Source organism: Streptomyces sp. ME02-8801-2C (genome assembly GCF_033793965.1).
GTDB lineage: Bacteria > Actinomycetota > Actinomycetes > Streptomycetales > Streptomycetaceae > Streptomyces.
The window spans coordinates 58,571-73,954 of sequence record NZ_JARAXP010000005.1; the positions used below are offsets into that span (position 1 = coordinate 58,571).

15 protein-coding genes are annotated in these 15,384 nt (G+C 71.4%); 4 read left to right on the forward strand and 11 right to left on the reverse strand.

Features of this window, described 5'->3' with window-relative positions; all coding sequences use genetic code 11:
* Positions 1 to 35: 35 nt before the first annotated feature.
* On the reverse strand, positions 36 to 563 hold the full coding sequence (locus PV396_RS17520; RefSeq protein WP_319205696.1) for a GbsR/MarR family transcriptional regulator: 528 nt from the start codon (positions 561 to 563) through the stop codon (positions 36 to 38).
* 73 nt (positions 564 to 636) lie between these two features.
* Here PV396_RS17520 and PV396_RS17525 point away from each other — a divergent pair, with 73 nt between their 5' ends.
* The 3 genes from PV396_RS17525 to PV396_RS17535 are packed head-to-tail and all read left to right on the forward strand — an operon-like array spanning position 637 to position 3,492.
* Positions 637 to 1,572: an ABC transporter ATP-binding protein gene (locus PV396_RS17525; RefSeq protein WP_319205697.1), complete on the forward strand. Its 936-nt coding sequence runs from the start codon at positions 637 to 639 to the stop codon at positions 1,570 to 1,572.
* On the forward strand, positions 1,569 to 3,188 hold the full coding sequence (locus PV396_RS17530; RefSeq protein WP_319205698.1) for an ABC transporter permease: 1,620 nt from the start codon (positions 1,569 to 1,571) through the stop codon (positions 3,186 to 3,188). The genes PV396_RS17525 and PV396_RS17530 overlap by 4 nt, the downstream gene beginning before the upstream one ends.
* Before the next feature lie 49 nt (positions 3,189 to 3,237).
* Positions 3,238 to 3,492, forward strand: a complete 255-nt coding sequence (locus tag PV396_RS17535; protein ID WP_319205699.1) for a hypothetical protein — start codon at positions 3,238 to 3,240, stop codon at positions 3,490 to 3,492.
* 13 nt (positions 3,493 to 3,505) lie between these two features.
* Here PV396_RS17535 and PV396_RS17540 read toward each other — a convergent pair whose 3' ends face one another.
* Together PV396_RS17540 and PV396_RS17545 are read right to left on the reverse strand one after the other, a co-directional pair.
* The gene (locus PV396_RS17540) at positions 3,506 to 3,667 is read right to left on the reverse strand and encodes a hypothetical protein (protein WP_319205700.1); all 162 of its coding nucleotides are present in this window, start codon (positions 3,665 to 3,667) and stop codon (positions 3,506 to 3,508) included.
* 15 nt (positions 3,668 to 3,682) lie between these two features.
* Positions 3,683 to 4,945, reverse strand: coding sequence for a cytochrome P450 (locus PV396_RS17545; RefSeq protein ID WP_319205701.1), 1,263 nt, complete (start codon positions 4,943 to 4,945; stop codon positions 3,683 to 3,685).
* Positions 4,946 to 5,132: 187 nt separating this feature from the next.
* Between PV396_RS17545 and PV396_RS17550 the strand changes: the two genes are divergently transcribed.
* A complete protein-coding gene (locus tag PV396_RS17550) occupies positions 5,133 to 6,287 on the forward strand; it encodes a lipid II:glycine glycyltransferase FemX (RefSeq protein ID WP_319205702.1) in 1,155 nt (384 codons plus the stop codon).
* A 37-nt stretch (positions 6,288 to 6,324) separates the two neighbouring features.
* On the opposite strand, the gene PV396_RS17555 is transcribed toward PV396_RS17550, so the two are convergent.
* From PV396_RS17555 to fbaA, 8 genes are all read right to left on the reverse strand, one after another.
* Positions 6,325 to 6,999: a response regulator transcription factor gene (locus tag PV396_RS17555; RefSeq protein WP_319205703.1), complete on the reverse strand. Its 675-nt coding sequence runs from the start codon at positions 6,997 to 6,999 to the stop codon at positions 6,325 to 6,327.
* On the reverse strand, positions 6,996 to 8,369 hold the full coding sequence (locus tag PV396_RS17560; protein ID WP_319205704.1) for a sensor histidine kinase: 1,374 nt from the start codon (positions 8,367 to 8,369) through the stop codon (positions 6,996 to 6,998). The genes PV396_RS17555 and PV396_RS17560 overlap by 4 nt, the downstream gene beginning before the upstream one ends.
* 105 nt (positions 8,370 to 8,474) lie before the next feature.
* On the reverse strand, positions 8,475 to 9,380 hold the full coding sequence (locus PV396_RS17565; RefSeq protein WP_319205705.1) for an alpha/beta hydrolase: 906 nt from the start codon (positions 9,378 to 9,380) through the stop codon (positions 8,475 to 8,477).
* A gap of 500 nt (positions 9,381 to 9,880) precedes the next feature.
* A complete protein-coding gene (gene kynU / locus PV396_RS17570; protein ID WP_319205706.1) occupies positions 9,881 to 11,113 on the reverse strand; it encodes a kynureninase in 1,233 nt (410 codons plus the stop codon).
* Positions 11,106 to 11,951: a tryptophan 2,3-dioxygenase family protein gene (locus PV396_RS17575; protein WP_319205707.1), complete on the reverse strand. Its 846-nt coding sequence runs from the start codon at positions 11,949 to 11,951 to the stop codon at positions 11,106 to 11,108. The genes kynU and PV396_RS17575 overlap by 8 nt, the downstream gene beginning before the upstream one ends.
* A gap of 148 nt (positions 11,952 to 12,099) precedes the next feature.
* Positions 12,100 to 12,516, reverse strand: coding sequence for a DUF3151 domain-containing protein (locus tag PV396_RS17580; RefSeq protein WP_319205708.1), 417 nt, complete (start codon positions 12,514 to 12,516; stop codon positions 12,100 to 12,102).
* A 217-nt stretch (positions 12,517 to 12,733) separates the two neighbouring features.
* The gene (locus PV396_RS17585) at positions 12,734 to 14,197 is read right to left on the reverse strand and encodes an MFS transporter (protein ID WP_319205709.1); all 1,464 of its coding nucleotides are present in this window, start codon (positions 14,195 to 14,197) and stop codon (positions 12,734 to 12,736) included.
* Between the two features lie 89 nt (positions 14,198 to 14,286).
* On the reverse strand, positions 14,287 to 15,318 hold the full coding sequence (gene fbaA / locus PV396_RS17590; RefSeq protein ID WP_319205710.1) for a class II fructose-bisphosphate aldolase: 1,032 nt from the start codon (positions 15,316 to 15,318) through the stop codon (positions 14,287 to 14,289).
* Positions 15,319 to 15,384: the final 66 nt, after the last annotated feature.

A 15,384-nucleotide genomic window follows, 5' to 3' on the forward strand; every position in this document is an offset into this window, starting at 1 on the left:
GGTACCTGAGCCACACCCGGATCACGGGCGGGGTGTCACCCCTGGCCGGCGGACCCCTGGCCGAACGTCCTGGCCCGCTCCTCGCGCCACCGGTCCATCAGCTTGATCAGCTCGCCCTCCAGGAACTCGAAGAAGGCGAGCGTCTCGGCGATGCGCTGCCCGCCGGGCGTCTCGGCGCCGAGGCTGTCGACGCCGACGCGCAGCGTCTGCTCCCAGCGTTTCAGCACCGCGTCCCGGTTGGTGATCGCCTCGTACCACTGGTTGCTGTGCACCCGGTACCGGTCGCGCCGCGAGCCCGGTTCACGCTCCCGCGAGACCATGTGCATTTGGGACAGATAACGCACCGCGCCGGACACGGCGGCCGGGCTGACCTGAAGCTGTTCGCCGAGTTCGGCGGAGGTGAGGGCGCCGTCGTCGGAGGCGAGCAGCGCGGCGAACACGCGGGCGGCCATGCGCTGCATCCCGGCCTCGACGAGCTGCGCGGCGAAGCTCTCGACGAACCGGGACACCGCCTCGGGATCGCGACCGGCCTCTGCGGCACCCGACTTAGGTTCCGTCGTCATGCGCCGAGTCTAACTGCCCTTCACACCCTTCCTTAACTTCACAAATTTCTGAAGTAAGCGTACGTTCGGAAACATGACGAAGGCCAGCCCCGCTGTCGAGGTATCCGGACTCCACAAGTCGTTCGGCAGGACGCACGCGCTCGACGGTCTCGACCTGACCGTGGAAACCGGCGAGGTGCACGGCTTCCTCGGCCCCAACGGCGCCGGAAAGTCCACGGCGATCCGCGTCCTCCTCGGTCTGCTGCGCGCCGACTCCGGCACCGCCCGCATCCTGGGCCGCGACCCGTGGGCCGACGCGGTGGAGGTGCACCGCCGGATCGCGTACGTCCCCGGTGACGTCACCCTGTGGCGCAACCTCTCCGGCGGCGAGGTCATCGACCTGTACGGCAGACTGCGCGGCGGCGGACTCGACAAGGGCCGCCGGGCCGACCTGATCGACCGGTTCGAGCTCGACCCGACGAAGAAGGGCCGCACCTACTCGAAGGGCAACCGCCAGAAGGTGGCGCTGGTGGCGGCGTTCGCGTCGGACGTGGACCTGCTGATCCTCGACGAACCGACCTCGGGACTCGACCCGTTGATGGAGGAGGTCTTCCAGCGCTGCGTGGAGGAGGCACGGGGCAGGGGCCGTACGGTCCTGCTCTCGTCCCACATCCTCAGCGAGGTCGAGGAGTTGTGCGACCGGGTCAGCATCATCCGCGCCGGCCGGACCGTCGAGAGCGGCACCCTCACCGACCTGCGCCACCTCACCAGGACGAGCATCACGGCCGAACTGGCGGGCACGCCGAACGGGTTGGCACGTCTGCCGGGCGTCCACAACCTGGACGTACGTGGCAGTCGGGTCCAACTCCAGGTCGACACCGACAAGTTGGACGCGGTCCTGCGCTCACTCACCGAGTCGGGCGTACGGTCGCTGAGGGCGACGCCGCCGACGCTGGAGGAGCTGTTCCTGCGCCACTACCAGGACGGGGCGGAGTCGCAGGCCGCGCCGGCCGGGGCGGTGACCCGATGAGCGGCGCCACGACGACCATCGCACCCTTCGCGGTACGTTCCGTGGGCGCACGCCAACTCGCGGGCACCGGCACGCTGTTGAGTTTCAACCTGCGGCGCGACCGGGTGATGATCCCGGTGTGGGTGGCGGTGACGGCCCTCATGGTTCTCTCCCTGCCGGGCTCCCTGGAGAGCGTGTACTCCACCCCCGCCGAACGTGCCGACATCGCCCGCCAGCTGCTCACCAACAGCTCGCTGCGGGCCACGTACGGCCCGGTGTTCAGCGACTCGATCGGCGGCCTGACCGCCTGGCGCATCGGCGGGTACGCGGCGATCCTGGCCGGCGTCATGAGCCTGCTCCTCGTCGTACGGCACACCCGCGACGAGGAGGAGAGCGGGCGCCAGGAACTGATCTCGTCGGCGATGGTCGGGCGCCGGGCTCCCCTGACGGCGGCCCTGCTCACCGCCCTCATCGCGAACGCCACGCTGGCGCTGCTGATCGCGGCCGGCCTGGCGGGCCGGGGCGCTCCGGGCGCGGCGGCGCTGGGCCTGGGCATCGCAGGCGTGGGGGCGGTCTTCGCCACTCTGGCGGCGAACGTCGCGCAGTTCACGGAGAGCGCGCGGCTCGCGAAGGGCCTGACGGGCGGCCTGCTCGGCGCGGCGTTCGTGCTGCGCGCGGCGGGCGACTCGGCGACGAACGACGGCTCCTCGCCACTGACTTGGCTGTCCCCGATCGGCTGGCTGGAGAACGTACGCCCCTTCGCGGCCGAACGCTGGTGGGTGCTGGCCCTGTTCGTGGCAGCAACAGCTCTACAGGGCTGGCTGGCATACGAGTTGGCGGGCCGCCGGGACGTGGGCATGAGCTTCTTCCCGACCCGCCCGGGCCCGGCGACCGGCCACCTTCGTACAACTGGCGCGCTGGCGTGGCGACTTCAACGGGGTGCGGTCCTCGGCTGGAGCCTCGGGTTCTTCGCGGCGGGGATCGCCTTCGGCGGGCTGACGAAGGGCGCGGCGGACCTCGTCGGCGACAACGCCAAAACCCGGGAGATCATCGAGCGGATGGGCGGCCAGTCGGGCATCGAGGACGCGTTCCTGGCCACGATGGTCGGCATGTTCAGCATGGTGGCGGCACTGTACGTCGTCTCGTCCGTACTGCGCCTGCACGCCGAGGAAACCTCGCAACGGGCCGAGCCGCTCCTCGCGAACGCGGTGGGCCGGCTGCGCTGGGCCGGAGGTCATCTGGCCGTCGCCTTCGGCGGCACGGTACTGATCCTTCTGCTGAGCGGCCTGGGCCTGGCACTCGGGTACGGCGACGAGTGGGGCCCGATCCTCGGGGCAAGCCTGGCGCAGGTCCCGGCGGTGTGGGTGCTGGGCGGACTGGCGGTGCTGCTGTACGGCCTCTCACCCCAACTGGCCATGACGGCTTGGGGTGTTGCCGGGGCCGCGCTGCTGCTGGGTTGGATCGGCCCGGCGCTCGACGTACCGCAGGGGGCACTGGACCTGTCACCGTTCGGGCATCTGCCGAAGATGCCGGGCGGGGGGATGGAGTGGACGCCGGTGGTGGTGCTCACCGGGATCGCGGTGGGGCTGGTGGGTGCGGGGGTGGCGGGGGTGCGGAGGCGGGACCTGAGTACCTGATCACTGGCGCGCGGGAACCTCCGGCAGGGCGAGCGCGTCCATGCCGGGCATGGGACAACGCGCACAGGCCGCCGCAGGATGTCTGACCGTCACCGCCGGGGTGGTCGCGGGGCTGGCGGTCTGGTACGTCCGGGCGCAGGGGCGGGTCCGGCGCTTCGAGCAGGGCCCCGACTGGAGTGTGTTCTACGCCGAGTTGCCGCTGCTCGTCCTCGCCGGGATCGCCGCCGGTCTGGGCGTCTGGGCGGTTGTGCAGGGGGCCAGGTCCCGGCTCGGATCTCGACGCTCAGCCCCTCCCGCCCCCTGATCCAGTCCTCGCCTCAGTCGACGTACCGCTTGAGTTCCTCGGTGTCGAGTTCGATACCGATGGGCGCCGGGAGAGACACCTTCGCGCCGCTGGTGACCTCGCTGTGGTTGCCGTCCGTCGTGCCCTTGATCCCGATCCGTCCGTTGACGAACTCCAACCCGACGCTCGCAGGCACACACCAGCTTGCCCGCTATTTCCGCCCGATCTCCACCCGCAACTCTTCCAACCCCCTGATCACGAAGTTCGGCTTCCGGGACGGTTCCTCCGCCAGGGTCAGTGTCGGGGCCCCCTCCAGCAGTGCCCCCATCGACGCCGCCAGCTCGATCCGGGCCAGCGGAGCGCCGATGCAGTAGTGGATGCCCGCGCTGAAGGAGATGTGCGGGTTCTCCGGCCGCGTCAGGTCCAGCACGTCCGGGTCGGTGAAGACCGCCGGGTCGTGGTTGGCCGCGCCGAAGAGCAGGGCCACCTCGCTCCCCCTCGGGATCACCGTCCCGTCGATCTCGATGTCGTCCAGTACCCAGCGTTCGAAGAGCTGCAGCGGGGTGTCGTACCGCATCAGCTCCTCCACCGCCGAGGGGATCAGGGAGTGGTCCGCACGCAGGGCCGACAGCTGGGCGGGGTTTCGGAACAGCGCCCACCAGCCGTTCACCGTCGCGTTGACCGTCGCCTCGTGGCCCGCGTTGAGCAGCAGCACGCACGTCGAGATCATTTCCTGTTCCGTCAGCCGGTCGCCCTCGTCGTACGCGGCGATCAGGCCCGAGATCAGGTCCTCGCCCGGCTCCTTGCGGCGGGCCGCTATCAGGTCGGTCAGGTACTGCGTGAACTCCTGCGACGCCCGTACCGCCTTCGCCGCCGTCTCCTCGGACGGGTTCAGCTCGTACATGCCGCAGATGTCCGCCGACCAGGGGCGCAGGGGGGCGCGGTCGGCCTCCGGGATGCCCAGCATCTCCGCGATCACCGCGACCGGCAGCGGCTCCGCCACGTCCGTCAGCAGGTCGCCGCCGCCCGCCGCCGCCAGGTCGGCCACCAGTTGCCCCGCGAGCCGTGACACGTACGGCTTCAGGCCCTCCACCGTGCGCGGTGTGAACGCCTTCGACACCAGGCGGCGGATACGCGTGTGGTCCGGCGGTTCCAGGTCCAGCATGCCGTGGTCGTTGAGGGTGTGGAACGGCTCGTGCTCCGGCGGGGGTGCCGTACGGCCGAAGTCCTCGTGGGTGAAGCGGTGCTGGTAGGTGCGGCCGAGGCGGCGGTCGCGCAGCAGCGCCGAGACGTCCGCGTGGTGCGGGACCAGCCACTGCTTCGTGGGTTCGTAGTACACGACCCTGCCCCGGGCCCGCAGTTCGGCGTACGCGGGGTAGGGGTCCGCGACGAACGCCGGGTCCCAGGGGTCGAAGGCGAGGTCAGAGGAGGGGTCGGAAGCGAGGTCGGAAGCGGAGTCGGAAGGAGCTGCCATGCGTGGACGCTAGCCCGAGCCACCCCCATCTGACCAGGGACGTCTCATCCACATGGCATCGTGGGCCGGCGGCGGGCGCCGGGCGGAGTTCGAGGTTTCGTCGGCGAACCTTCTCCCGTGAACTCTTGACCCGTCCGGTGACCCCCGGCTTAGGGTGGGCCGCCCCCCGAACAGGAGTACCCCACCCATGACCAGCCTGTACGTGCGGGAGATCACGCGCGAGGAGCATCTGGCCCATCTGCGGCGCTTTCCCGACGCGAGCCATCTCCAGATCCCCGAGTGGGGCGGCGTGAAGCCCGACTGGCTGCCGGAGAGCATCGGCTGGTTCGAGGGCGAGGACGGCGATCAGGGGGCAGGTGATCCGATGGTCGCGGCGGCGCTCGTCCTGTACCGGCCGCTGCCCGGTACCCGGCGCTACCTCGCCTACCTTCCCGACGGGCCCGCGATCGACTGGCGGACCCCGCGCCTCGAACGCTGGCTGGACCCCCTCGTCGCCCACCTCGAGCGGGTGGGCGCGTTCTCCGTACGGATGGGGCCACCCCTGGTCGTACGCCACTGGGACGCGGCCACCGTCGCGGCGGGCATCGCCGATCCCGGCGTACGGCATCTGCGGGAGCTGCCCGTCGCCGGTGTCGACGGGCACGCGCTCGACACGGCGGACCGGCTGCGGCGGCTCGGCTGGCGGCCCTGCGACGACGAGGACGACGGCAGCGGATTCGGCCTCGGCCAGCCGCGCTACGGCTGCCACATACCGCTCGCCGACCGCTCGGAGGCCGACCTGCGCGAGGCCCTCGCCCCGCACTGGCAACAGGCCCTGCGCACCTCGGAGTTGGCGGACATCCGGGTCTCCTGGGTGTCGGACGCCGACCTGCCCGAGTTCCACCGCCTCTACACCGCGACCGCCACCCACGACGGCTTCAAGGCCCGCCCGTTGAACTACTTCCGCCGCATGTGGCAGGCCCTCAACGCCGAGGACGAGGACCGGCTGCGCCTGTACGTCGCCGAGTACGAGGGCGAGGTTCTCTCCGGCGCCCTCATGATCAACGTCGGTTCCCGGGCCTGGCACTCGTACCCCGCGTCCGGCGCCAGAGGGCGCCAACTGCGGCCCAGCAGCGCCCTGTTGTGGCGCATGCTGTGCGACGCGCGGGCGTCGGGCGCCGAGACGTACGACCTGCGTTCCATCACCCCCGCCCTCACCGACGACCGCCTGCTCGGCCGGCTCCGCTTCAAGACGGGGGCGGGCGGCCGGCCCGTGGAGTACCTCGGGGAGTGGGAACTCCCGGTGGGCAGCCAGGGCAGGCTGCTGCAGCGGGCGTTGCGGGTGTATCTCGGGCGCAGATGACCCCGGCCGGGAGACCGCACCGGGGACGACAGGTGCCTCAGCCCGGCGTCACCAACCGCGCCTCGTACGCGAACACCGCCGCCTGCGTACGGTCCCGCAGGCCCAGTTTCACCAGGATGCGGCTGACATGCGTCTTGATCGTCGACTCGGCGACCACCAGCCGCCCCGCGATCTCCACGTTCGACAGCCCCTGCGCGATGAGCACCAGCACCTCGGTCTCCCGGTCGGTCAGATCGCCGTACGCCGCCTGCGCGCCCGGCATGAGACGCGGTGCCTCGGAGAGTTTCGAGAACTCGGTGATCAGGCGCCGGGTGACCGAGGGGGCGAGCAGCGCCTCACCGGCTGCCACCACCCGTACCCCGTCGGCCAGTTGGCGTGCCGAGGCGTCCTTCAGCAGGAAGCCCGACGCGCCCGCCCGCAGCGCCTGGTACACGTACTCGTCGAGGTCGAACGTCGTCAGCACCAGCACCTTCGACGTGCTGTCCGCCGCGACGATCTCCCGGGTCGCCTCGATACCGTTGAGTTCGGGCATCCGGATGTCCATCAGGACGACGTCCGGGGCGAGTTCGCGCACCCGGTGCACCGCCTCGCGGCCGTTCACCGCCTCGCCGACGACCTCGATGTCCGGCATCGCGTTGAGCAGCACGGAGAAACCCTCGCGGACCATCATCTGGTCGTCCGCGATCAGTACCCGGATCGTACGGGCGCTCATGCCCCCTCTCCGTCCTCACCCATGGTGCTCGCCACCGGCAGGAAGACGGTGACCTCGTAACCCCCGTCGGCCGTCGGGGCCGTCGTCATCTCGCCGTTCAGCATGGAGACCCGCTCGCGCATCCCCGTGAGTCCCTGCCCGGCGCCCTGCGTCGGCGTCTGCTTCACGAACGACACCTCCGCCGCAGGGCCGTTGACTATCCGCAGCCCCAACCCGCCCAGCACGTATCCGATTTCGACGCGCGCGCTCGCACCCGGAGCATGCCGGAGCGTGTTGCTCAGCGCCTCCTGCACGATCCGGTACGCCGACAGCTCGACGCCCTGCGGCAGTTCACGCACCGCGCCCGTCACCATCTTGTCGACGGCGAGGCCGGTCTCCCGCACGTTCGCCAGCAGCACGTCGAGGTCGGCCAGGGAGGGCTGCGGGGCGTCGGGAGCCTCGTAGTCCTCCGCCCGTACGACGCCCAGGACCCGGCGCAGTTCGGTGAGCGCGGCGACCGCGTTCTCGCGGATCGTCGCGAAGGCCTTGGTCAGCTCCTCGGGCGGGTCCTCCACCCGGTAGGGCGCCGCCTCCGCCTGGATGGCGACGACCATCATGTGGTGCGCGACGACGTCGTGCAGCTCACGCGCGATCGTCGTCCGCTCCTCCAGCAGCGTGCGCTTGGACCGCTCGTGCGCGGTCACCGTCTGCTGGGCGGTGACCTCCTCCTCGGCGGCGCGGCGCACCAGCAGCACGGTCACCACGAGCAGTGACAGCGCGGAGAGGAAGAGGAAGGGCACGGCGTTGCTGCTGAAGTAACGGCCGCCGAACAGCGCCTCGGCGGCCATGCAGTACACCGCCGTCAGTGCCCACATCCAGGCGGCCGTACGCGGCCGGGTCCTGGCGGCCACGACCGTCAGCACCACCAGATGGGCGACGAAGCTCGCGGGCATCCACGGCCAGTCGCCGCTGTTGGACTGGCCGACCGCGGCGACGACCGGGGTCGACGCCAGGGAGAACCAGAAGGCCCCGACCGGCCGGACCAGCGTCAGCAGGATCGGCGCCGCCGAGAACAAGGTCATGACCAGCGCTTCGAACAGGTGCCCCTCGCTGTCGGCGAAGGAGACGAGCACGGCCAGCATCCCGGCCGCGCACACCAGGGCGTGCCGCGACCAGACGGCGTGATGGCGCAGCCGCCGGGGCAGCACCCGGGCGATCCGGCCGGGCTTGGCCCTCGGGGGCAGCGGGCGGTAGGCGAAGGGGTTGTCCAGCAGGTCGGCGCGCAGCCCCGCGAGCGCGTCCATGGCCACCCGGAACTCGGGGCTGCTCGACAGACCGTCGCCCGCCGGCCTCGGCCCGGGGTCTGTCTGCGTGTGGGTCGTCTCAGTCACATACAGCACGGTAGGCGGCGGACGGGCCGAGGTCGTCAGCAGTGAGAGGGGTTCTTGCCCGTCCGTCTCAGGTACTACGGCACCCGCGAACTCCCCCTCCGGTCCTCACCAGGCCAGCTGGGCGATCTCCTCGGCCACCACCGCGCACGCGTCCGCCGCCGGGTCGATCAGCGGGAAGTGCCCGACGTCCGCCAGCAGCGTCAGCCCGACCACCTCACCGGCCTTCGCCGCCGCGTCCGCGTACGACTCGGCGACGATCTCCGGTACGACCGTGTCGGCGCGCCCCTGTACGAGGGTGGTCGCGATGCCGGTGGGGAGCAGCAGCGCAGGGTCGGCGTAGGGCTGGCGCTCGGCGAAGTGCCCTTCTCCGCCCAGGAGTTGACGGGCGGCGTCGGAGCAGACGTCGAACTTGCCCGCGACGGTGAAGTCCGCGATCGGGGCGAGGGCGACCACGCCGCGCAGCGGTGCGGGGCGGGTCAGGAACCAGGGCGCGTCGGCGGGGAGGAGGTGCCGGGCGGCGACCCACAGGGCCAGGTGTCCGCCCGCCGAGTGCCCGGTGACGACCGTACGGCGCGGGTCGGCCTGCGGGAGATGGGCCGCGGCGAGCGCGGGCAGGGCGTCGAGCGCCGCCGCGAGGTCGTCGAAGGTGTCGGGCCACCGCCCGGCGACAGCGGGGTCGTCCTGGCCCCGCCGGTACTCCACGTTGGCCACGGCGAACCCGCGCCGGGCCAGGTACCCGGCGAACGGTGTGATGTGCCGGCGGTCGTACGGCGCCCGCCAGGCACCCCCGTGCACCACGACGACCAGCGGCGCGCTCTTGTCGTCCGGCAGCGACCGGGGGCCCTGCGGGGCGTAGAAGTCGATCACCTGGTCGGGGTGGTCGCCGTACGCGGCGGTCGCGTCGGGGTCGACGGGCGGGTGCGAGAAGGCCGACTTCTCCTCAGCCGCGCGCGCGTCCGCGGCACTGGCCCCCGCGGCACCGCGCTCACGTGCTACGGCATCGTCCGACATTGTCCAACCTCCCAGCGACGTAAAGGATTTGGCGGACCTGAAGAGATTTCGGCCGTCGCCGGGACGCTATCAGGCCGGATGACGTGCGCCGACACACGGAAGTGACACCCGGTGAGGCTCTGGGGTACGGGGACCCATATGTCCGCCGGGGTCCGCCCCGACCGGGCGGGATACGGGCACCCGGCGCACGGTAAGCGGCACACGCGGACGACTCACGGGCTCCCGGCCTCGCGGACCGGGCTCACGCAGACCCGGCTCGGACGGACCCGGCGGCAGACGCGGCCCGCCGGACGAACACCGGCAGCGGAAACCGGGCCGCGGATCCGGCCCCGAAGGGCCCCCGGCACACCTCTGGACCCGACCGGCCGTCACGTCACCCGGGCGGCCCGGGACGCGACGACGGCCGGTACACAGGGCGACACCGCGAGGGCCGACGTGAATGTCACCCCGGCCCCCACCGCATCGCCCCCCACCACCACCGCACCTCCCGGGACGGGGACTCAGCCGGCCACGACCTCGCCCAGTACCCGGGCCGCCCGTTCCACGTCCGCGAACCCGACGTACAGCGGTGTGAACCCGAATCGCAGGACGTCCGGACGGCGGAAGTCGCCGACGACGCCCCGCTCGATGAGCCGCGCCATCACCTCACCCGCGTCCGCGCACCGCAGCGCGATCTGGCTGCCCCGCTCGGTGTGCGCGACCGGCGTCACCGACTCGACGCGCCCCTCCGGGACGTACTCGTCGACGCACTCCAGGAAGAAGTCGGTCAGGGCGAGGGACTTGGCCCGTACGGCGTCGATGCCGACCCCCTCCCAGACGTCGAGGGCCGACTCCAGGGCGAGCATGGAGAGGATGTCCGGCGTACCGACCCGCCCGCGCGTCGCACCCGGGGCGGGGGCGTACCCGGGCCGCATGCCGAAGGGGTCGGCGTGCGAGGTCCAGCCGGGGAGCGGCGAGTCGAACCGCTCCTGGTGCTCCTGGCGGACGTACAGATAGGCGGGCGAACCGGGCCCGCCGTTCAGGTACTTGTAGGTGCAGCCGACGGCGAGATCCACCCCGTGCTCGTCCAGCCCGACCGGCAGGGCCCCCGCGCTGTGGCACAGGTCCCAGACGGCCAGGGCACCGGACGCGTGGATCGCGGCGGTGAGCGCGGGCAGGTCGTGCAGCCGGCCGGAGCGGTAGTCGACGTGGTTGAGCAGCACCGCGGCGGTACGCTCACTCAACTCCCCCACCACCGCGCCCGGTTCGAGCGCGCGCAGGGTGCAGCCGGTCATCCGGGCGGCGGACTCGGCGATGTACCCGTCGGTGGGAAAGGTGGTGGCGTCGACGAGAATCTCATCACGCCCGCCGCCGGTCCGATCCCCGCCCGCCAACCGCACAGCCCCCACAAGCGCCTTGAAAACATTGACACTTGTCGAGTCGCCGACGACGATCTGCCCGGCCGCCGCGCCCACCAGCGGAGCGATACGGTCACCGATCCGCTCGGGCGCGGTCCACCATCCGCTCTCGTCCCAGGACCGGATGCGCAGCTCACCCCACTCCCGGCGCACGACATCGTCGAGCCGCCCGGGTACGGAGGCCGGCAGCGCGCCGAGCGAGTTCCCGTCCAGGTACGTGACGCCGAAGTCGAGCACGAACTTCGCGCGCACCTTGGCGAGTTCGTCGCGCGAGTCCAGCTCCGCGGCCCTGTCGGCCGTGGAGGGCAACAGCTTCCGGGTGGACTGCTCAGACATGGGACCTCGCCGTCCACAGCTCGGGGAACACGTTCTTCTGGGCGCGCTTCTCCAGCCAGGCCACCCCGGCGGAGCCGCCGGTACCGGCCTTGGCGCCCATCGCCCGCCGGGTCGCGACGAGATGATCGTTGCGCCAACGCCACACCAGTTCGGCGACGTTCGTCAACGCCTCGCCGAGACGGGCGAGTTCGGCCTCCGGGTCACCGGAGTAGAGCGCGGTCCAGGCGGCCTCGACCTCGGCCGAGGGCTCGTAGCGCTGGGACACGTCCCGGGACAGAACGGCGTCCGGGACCTCGTACCCGCGCCGGGCGAGAAGCCTCAACACCTCGTCGTACAGGCTGGGTTCGTGCAGCGCCTTCTCCAGCTCGGCGTGCACGCGCGGTGCGGCCCGATGGGGCACGAGCATCGACGCGGACTTGTCACCGAGCAGGAACTCCATCCGCCGGTACATCGCGGACTGGAACCCGGAGCCCTCACCGAGCGCGGCACGGTACGAGTTGAACTGGGCGGGGGTGAGCTGCGCGAGGGGACGCCACGAGGCGTTCAGCGCGTCCAGCTCACGCACGGAACGCTTGAGCGCGGCGATCGCGGTGGGCACGTCGTCGCCGCGCAGAGCCTTCGCGGCGGTCTCCCACTCGTGCACGATGACCGTGAACCACAGCTCCATCACCTGGGTGGTCACCAGGAAGACCATCTCTCCGGGATCGTCGGAGAGGGTGTGCTGGAGATGGGTGAGGACGTCGGCCTGGACGTAGTCCTCGTACGGGGTGGTACCGGCGAAGTCGAGATGCGGGGTCTCGGGCTCCGAAGCCTCGGGGGGCTGAGCCTGGAGGGACATCGCTGTCTCCTGTTGTACTCCGGGTAGCGGTCCGCCCCTGCCGAATTCCGACACGGGGGCCCCGGTCCCCGGGGCATTGAACACAATCGTCCCCCGAGTACGCAAGGCCCGCCTGTTCACAGGCGGGCCTTCCTTTACAGACAGAGGGTCACTGGTTGAGCGTCTGGGCGGCGGTCGGCGAGGAGTCTTTCAGGAACTGGGTGCAGCGCTCGTACTCCTCCTTCTCACCGATCGAACCGGCGGCACGGGCGAGGGCGTGCAGGGCGCGCAGGAAGCCACGGTTGGGCTCGTGCTCCCAGGGCACGGGCCCGTGTCCCTTCCAGCCGGCGCGGCGCAGGGAGTCGAGGCCGCGGTGGTATCCGGTACGGGCGTAGGCGTACGACTCCACGACACTGTCGCGCTCGAACGCGTCGTCGGCGAGCTGGGCCCAGGCGAGGGAGGAGGTGGGGTACTTCGCGGCGACGTCGGCGGGCGCGGTGCCGCCCGCGAGGAGCTCGCGGGGCTCGGGGTGATCAGGAAGGTGCGTGGGGGCGGGCCCGCCGAGCAGGTTTTCGTGAAGGGTCATGTGTCCAGTCTGCTGCATCGCCCCCGCCGCCCCTACCCGTCCCATCCGCCTCGGGGGCGCTGCCCCCGAACCCCCGCTCCTCAAACGCCGGAGGGGCTAATGATCAGCCCGTCCGGCGTTTGAGGACGAGGCCCGTTCAGGGCCGAAGCGGGGGTCTGGGGGGCGGCAGCCCCCAGGGATGGGACGGGTAGGGGCGGCGGGGGCGAGATCAGACCGCTCAAGACCGCTCATCCACCCCCTCCAGCGGCGGAGCCGTCACACACCCGTGCGTCCGGCACTCCGGAGCCGCACACCCCACCCCCGGCCTCCGCACCGTCAGAAAGGCCACAACCGACCCGACCACCAAAACCCCCGCACACACCACCATCGCCCGCCCGAACGCCGCATCGAACGCCGTCGCCGACCGATACGCCTCCTCCCCCATCCCCGTCACCAGCGGCAACGCCGCCACAGCCACCAGCCCGGCCGCCCGCGCCGCCGCGTTGTTGACCCCGCTGGCCAACCCCGCCCGCTCCACCCCCACCGACGCCAGCACACTCGCCGTGAGCGGCGCGACCAGCGCCACCATGCCCAGCCCGAGCACCAGCACGGCGGGCAGCACATCCGCCGCGTACGACGCCCCCTCGCCCACCCGCAGCATCAGCAGCATCCCGGCCCCGCACAGCAGCGGCCCCACCGTCAGCGGCACCCGCGGCCCGATTCGCTCCGCCAGCTCGCCCGAGCGCGCCGACAGCAGCAGCATCAGGGCGGTGGTCGGCAGCAGAGCCGTACCGGCCCCCAGGGCCGAGTAACCGGCCACCACCTGGAGCTGGAGCGCGGAGAGGAAGAAGAAGCCGCCGAAGGCCGCGTACACGCACAGGGTGACCAGGTTGACGGCCGTGAACTGGCGCGAGGCGAAGATGTCCAGCGGCATCATCGCGTCGTCGGCCCGCCGCCGCTCGACGTACACGAAGGCCACGCCCGCCGCGATCCCCGCCACCGCCACCACCGCGACGACCAGGGAACCGGACCTGGCCTCGATCAGCGCGTACGTCACCAGCGCGAGCGCCAGAGCGCCCAGGCCCGCGCCGAGGACGTCGAAGCGCCCGTGCCGCGTACGGCCGTCGCCGGACTCGGGGACGTGACGTACGGCGATGGGGGCGCACACCAGTGCCAGCGGGACGTTGAGCAGGAACACCCACCGCCACCCGGGCCCGTCCACCAGCCAGCCGCCCAGAAACGGCCCCACCGCCGCGCCGATGCCCCCGAAGCCGGACCACAGGCCGACCGCGCGCCCCCGGTCGTCGGGGTGGAAGGAGGCCTGGATGATGGCGAGGGAGCCGGGGGTGAGGAGCGCGCCGCCGATGCCCTGCAGCGCGCGGGCGGCGATGAGGACGCCGACGTTCGGGGCGAGGCCGCACAGCAGTGAGGCGACGGCGAACCACACCACGCCGACCACGAAGACCCTGCGCCGCCCGAACCGGTCGCCGAGCGAACCGCCCAGCAGGATCAGCCCGGCCAGCGTCAGCAGATACGCGTTGACCGTCCACTGGAGGGCGCCCAGATCGGCGTCGAGGTCACGGCCGATGCGCGGCAGCGCGACGTTCACGACGGTCGAGTCCAGCAGGGCCATGCTGGAGCCGAGGACCGTGGTCAGCAGGATCCACCTGCCCTGGGGCGTGGCAAGGCGTACGTCGGCCATGCCCCAGGTATACAGCGAGCCCGGCGCCGTAGACAGTGGACGGACGCCGGGCTCGCGGAAAACCGAACGGGTCGAACGGGTCGAACGGGTTACTTGATCTTCGTACCGGCCGACCGCAGGTTCTGCGTGGCCTCGACGACACGCGCGGCCATGCTCGCCTCGGCCAGCTTGCCCCACGTACGCGGGTCGTAGGTCGACTTGGAGCCGACCTCGCCGTCGACCTTCAGGACGCCGTCGTAGTTGCGGAACATGTGGTCCGCGACGGGACGCGTGAAGGCGTACTGCGTGTCCGTGTCGAGGTTCATCTTCACGACGCCGTTCTCCAGCGCCGTGGCGATCTCCTCCTCGGAGGAGCCCGAGCCGCCGTGGAAGACGAAGTCGAACGGCTGGGAGCCGGCCGGCTTGCCGTACTTGGCGGCGACGCCCTCGTTCAGCTCCTTGAGGAGGTCGGGGCGCAGCACGACGTTGCCCGGCTTGTACACGCCGTGGACGTTGCCGAAGGACGCGGCGAGCAGGTAGCGCCCCTTCTCACCGAGTCCCAGCGCCTCGACGGTCCGCACCGCGTCGTCGACGGTCGTGTAGAGGGAGTCGTTGATCTCGTGCGAGACCCCGTCCTCCTCGCCACCGGTCGGCGTGATCTCCACCTCGAGGATGATCTTCGCGGCGGCGGCGCGGGCCAGCAGCTCCTGCGCGATGGCGAGGTTGTCGGAGAGGGTCTCGGCCGACCCGTCCCACATGTGGGACTGGAACAGCGGGTTGCGACCGGCCTTGACCCGCTCCTCCGACACCGCGAGCAGCGGCCGTACGTACCCGTCGAGCTTGTCCTTGGGGCAGTGGTCCGTGTGCAGGGCGACCGTGACCGGGTACTTCTCGGCGACGATGTGCGCGAACTCGGCCAGCGCGACGGAACCGGTGACCATGTCCTTGCTGTACTGACCGCCGAGGAACTCCGCACCACCCGTCGAGATCTGGATGATGCCGTCGCTCTCCGCCTCCGCGAAGCCGCGCAGGGCAGCGTGCAGGGTCTGGGTCGAGGTCACATTGATGGCCGGGTAGGCGAACTTGCCTGCCTTTGCCCGGTCAAGCATTTCGCTGTAGACCTCAGGGGTTGCGATGGGCATGTGTCCGCTCCTCGTGATGTGCGGGTTGGCGATCTGCGTACTGCGTACCTGCGGCCCTGACCCGGT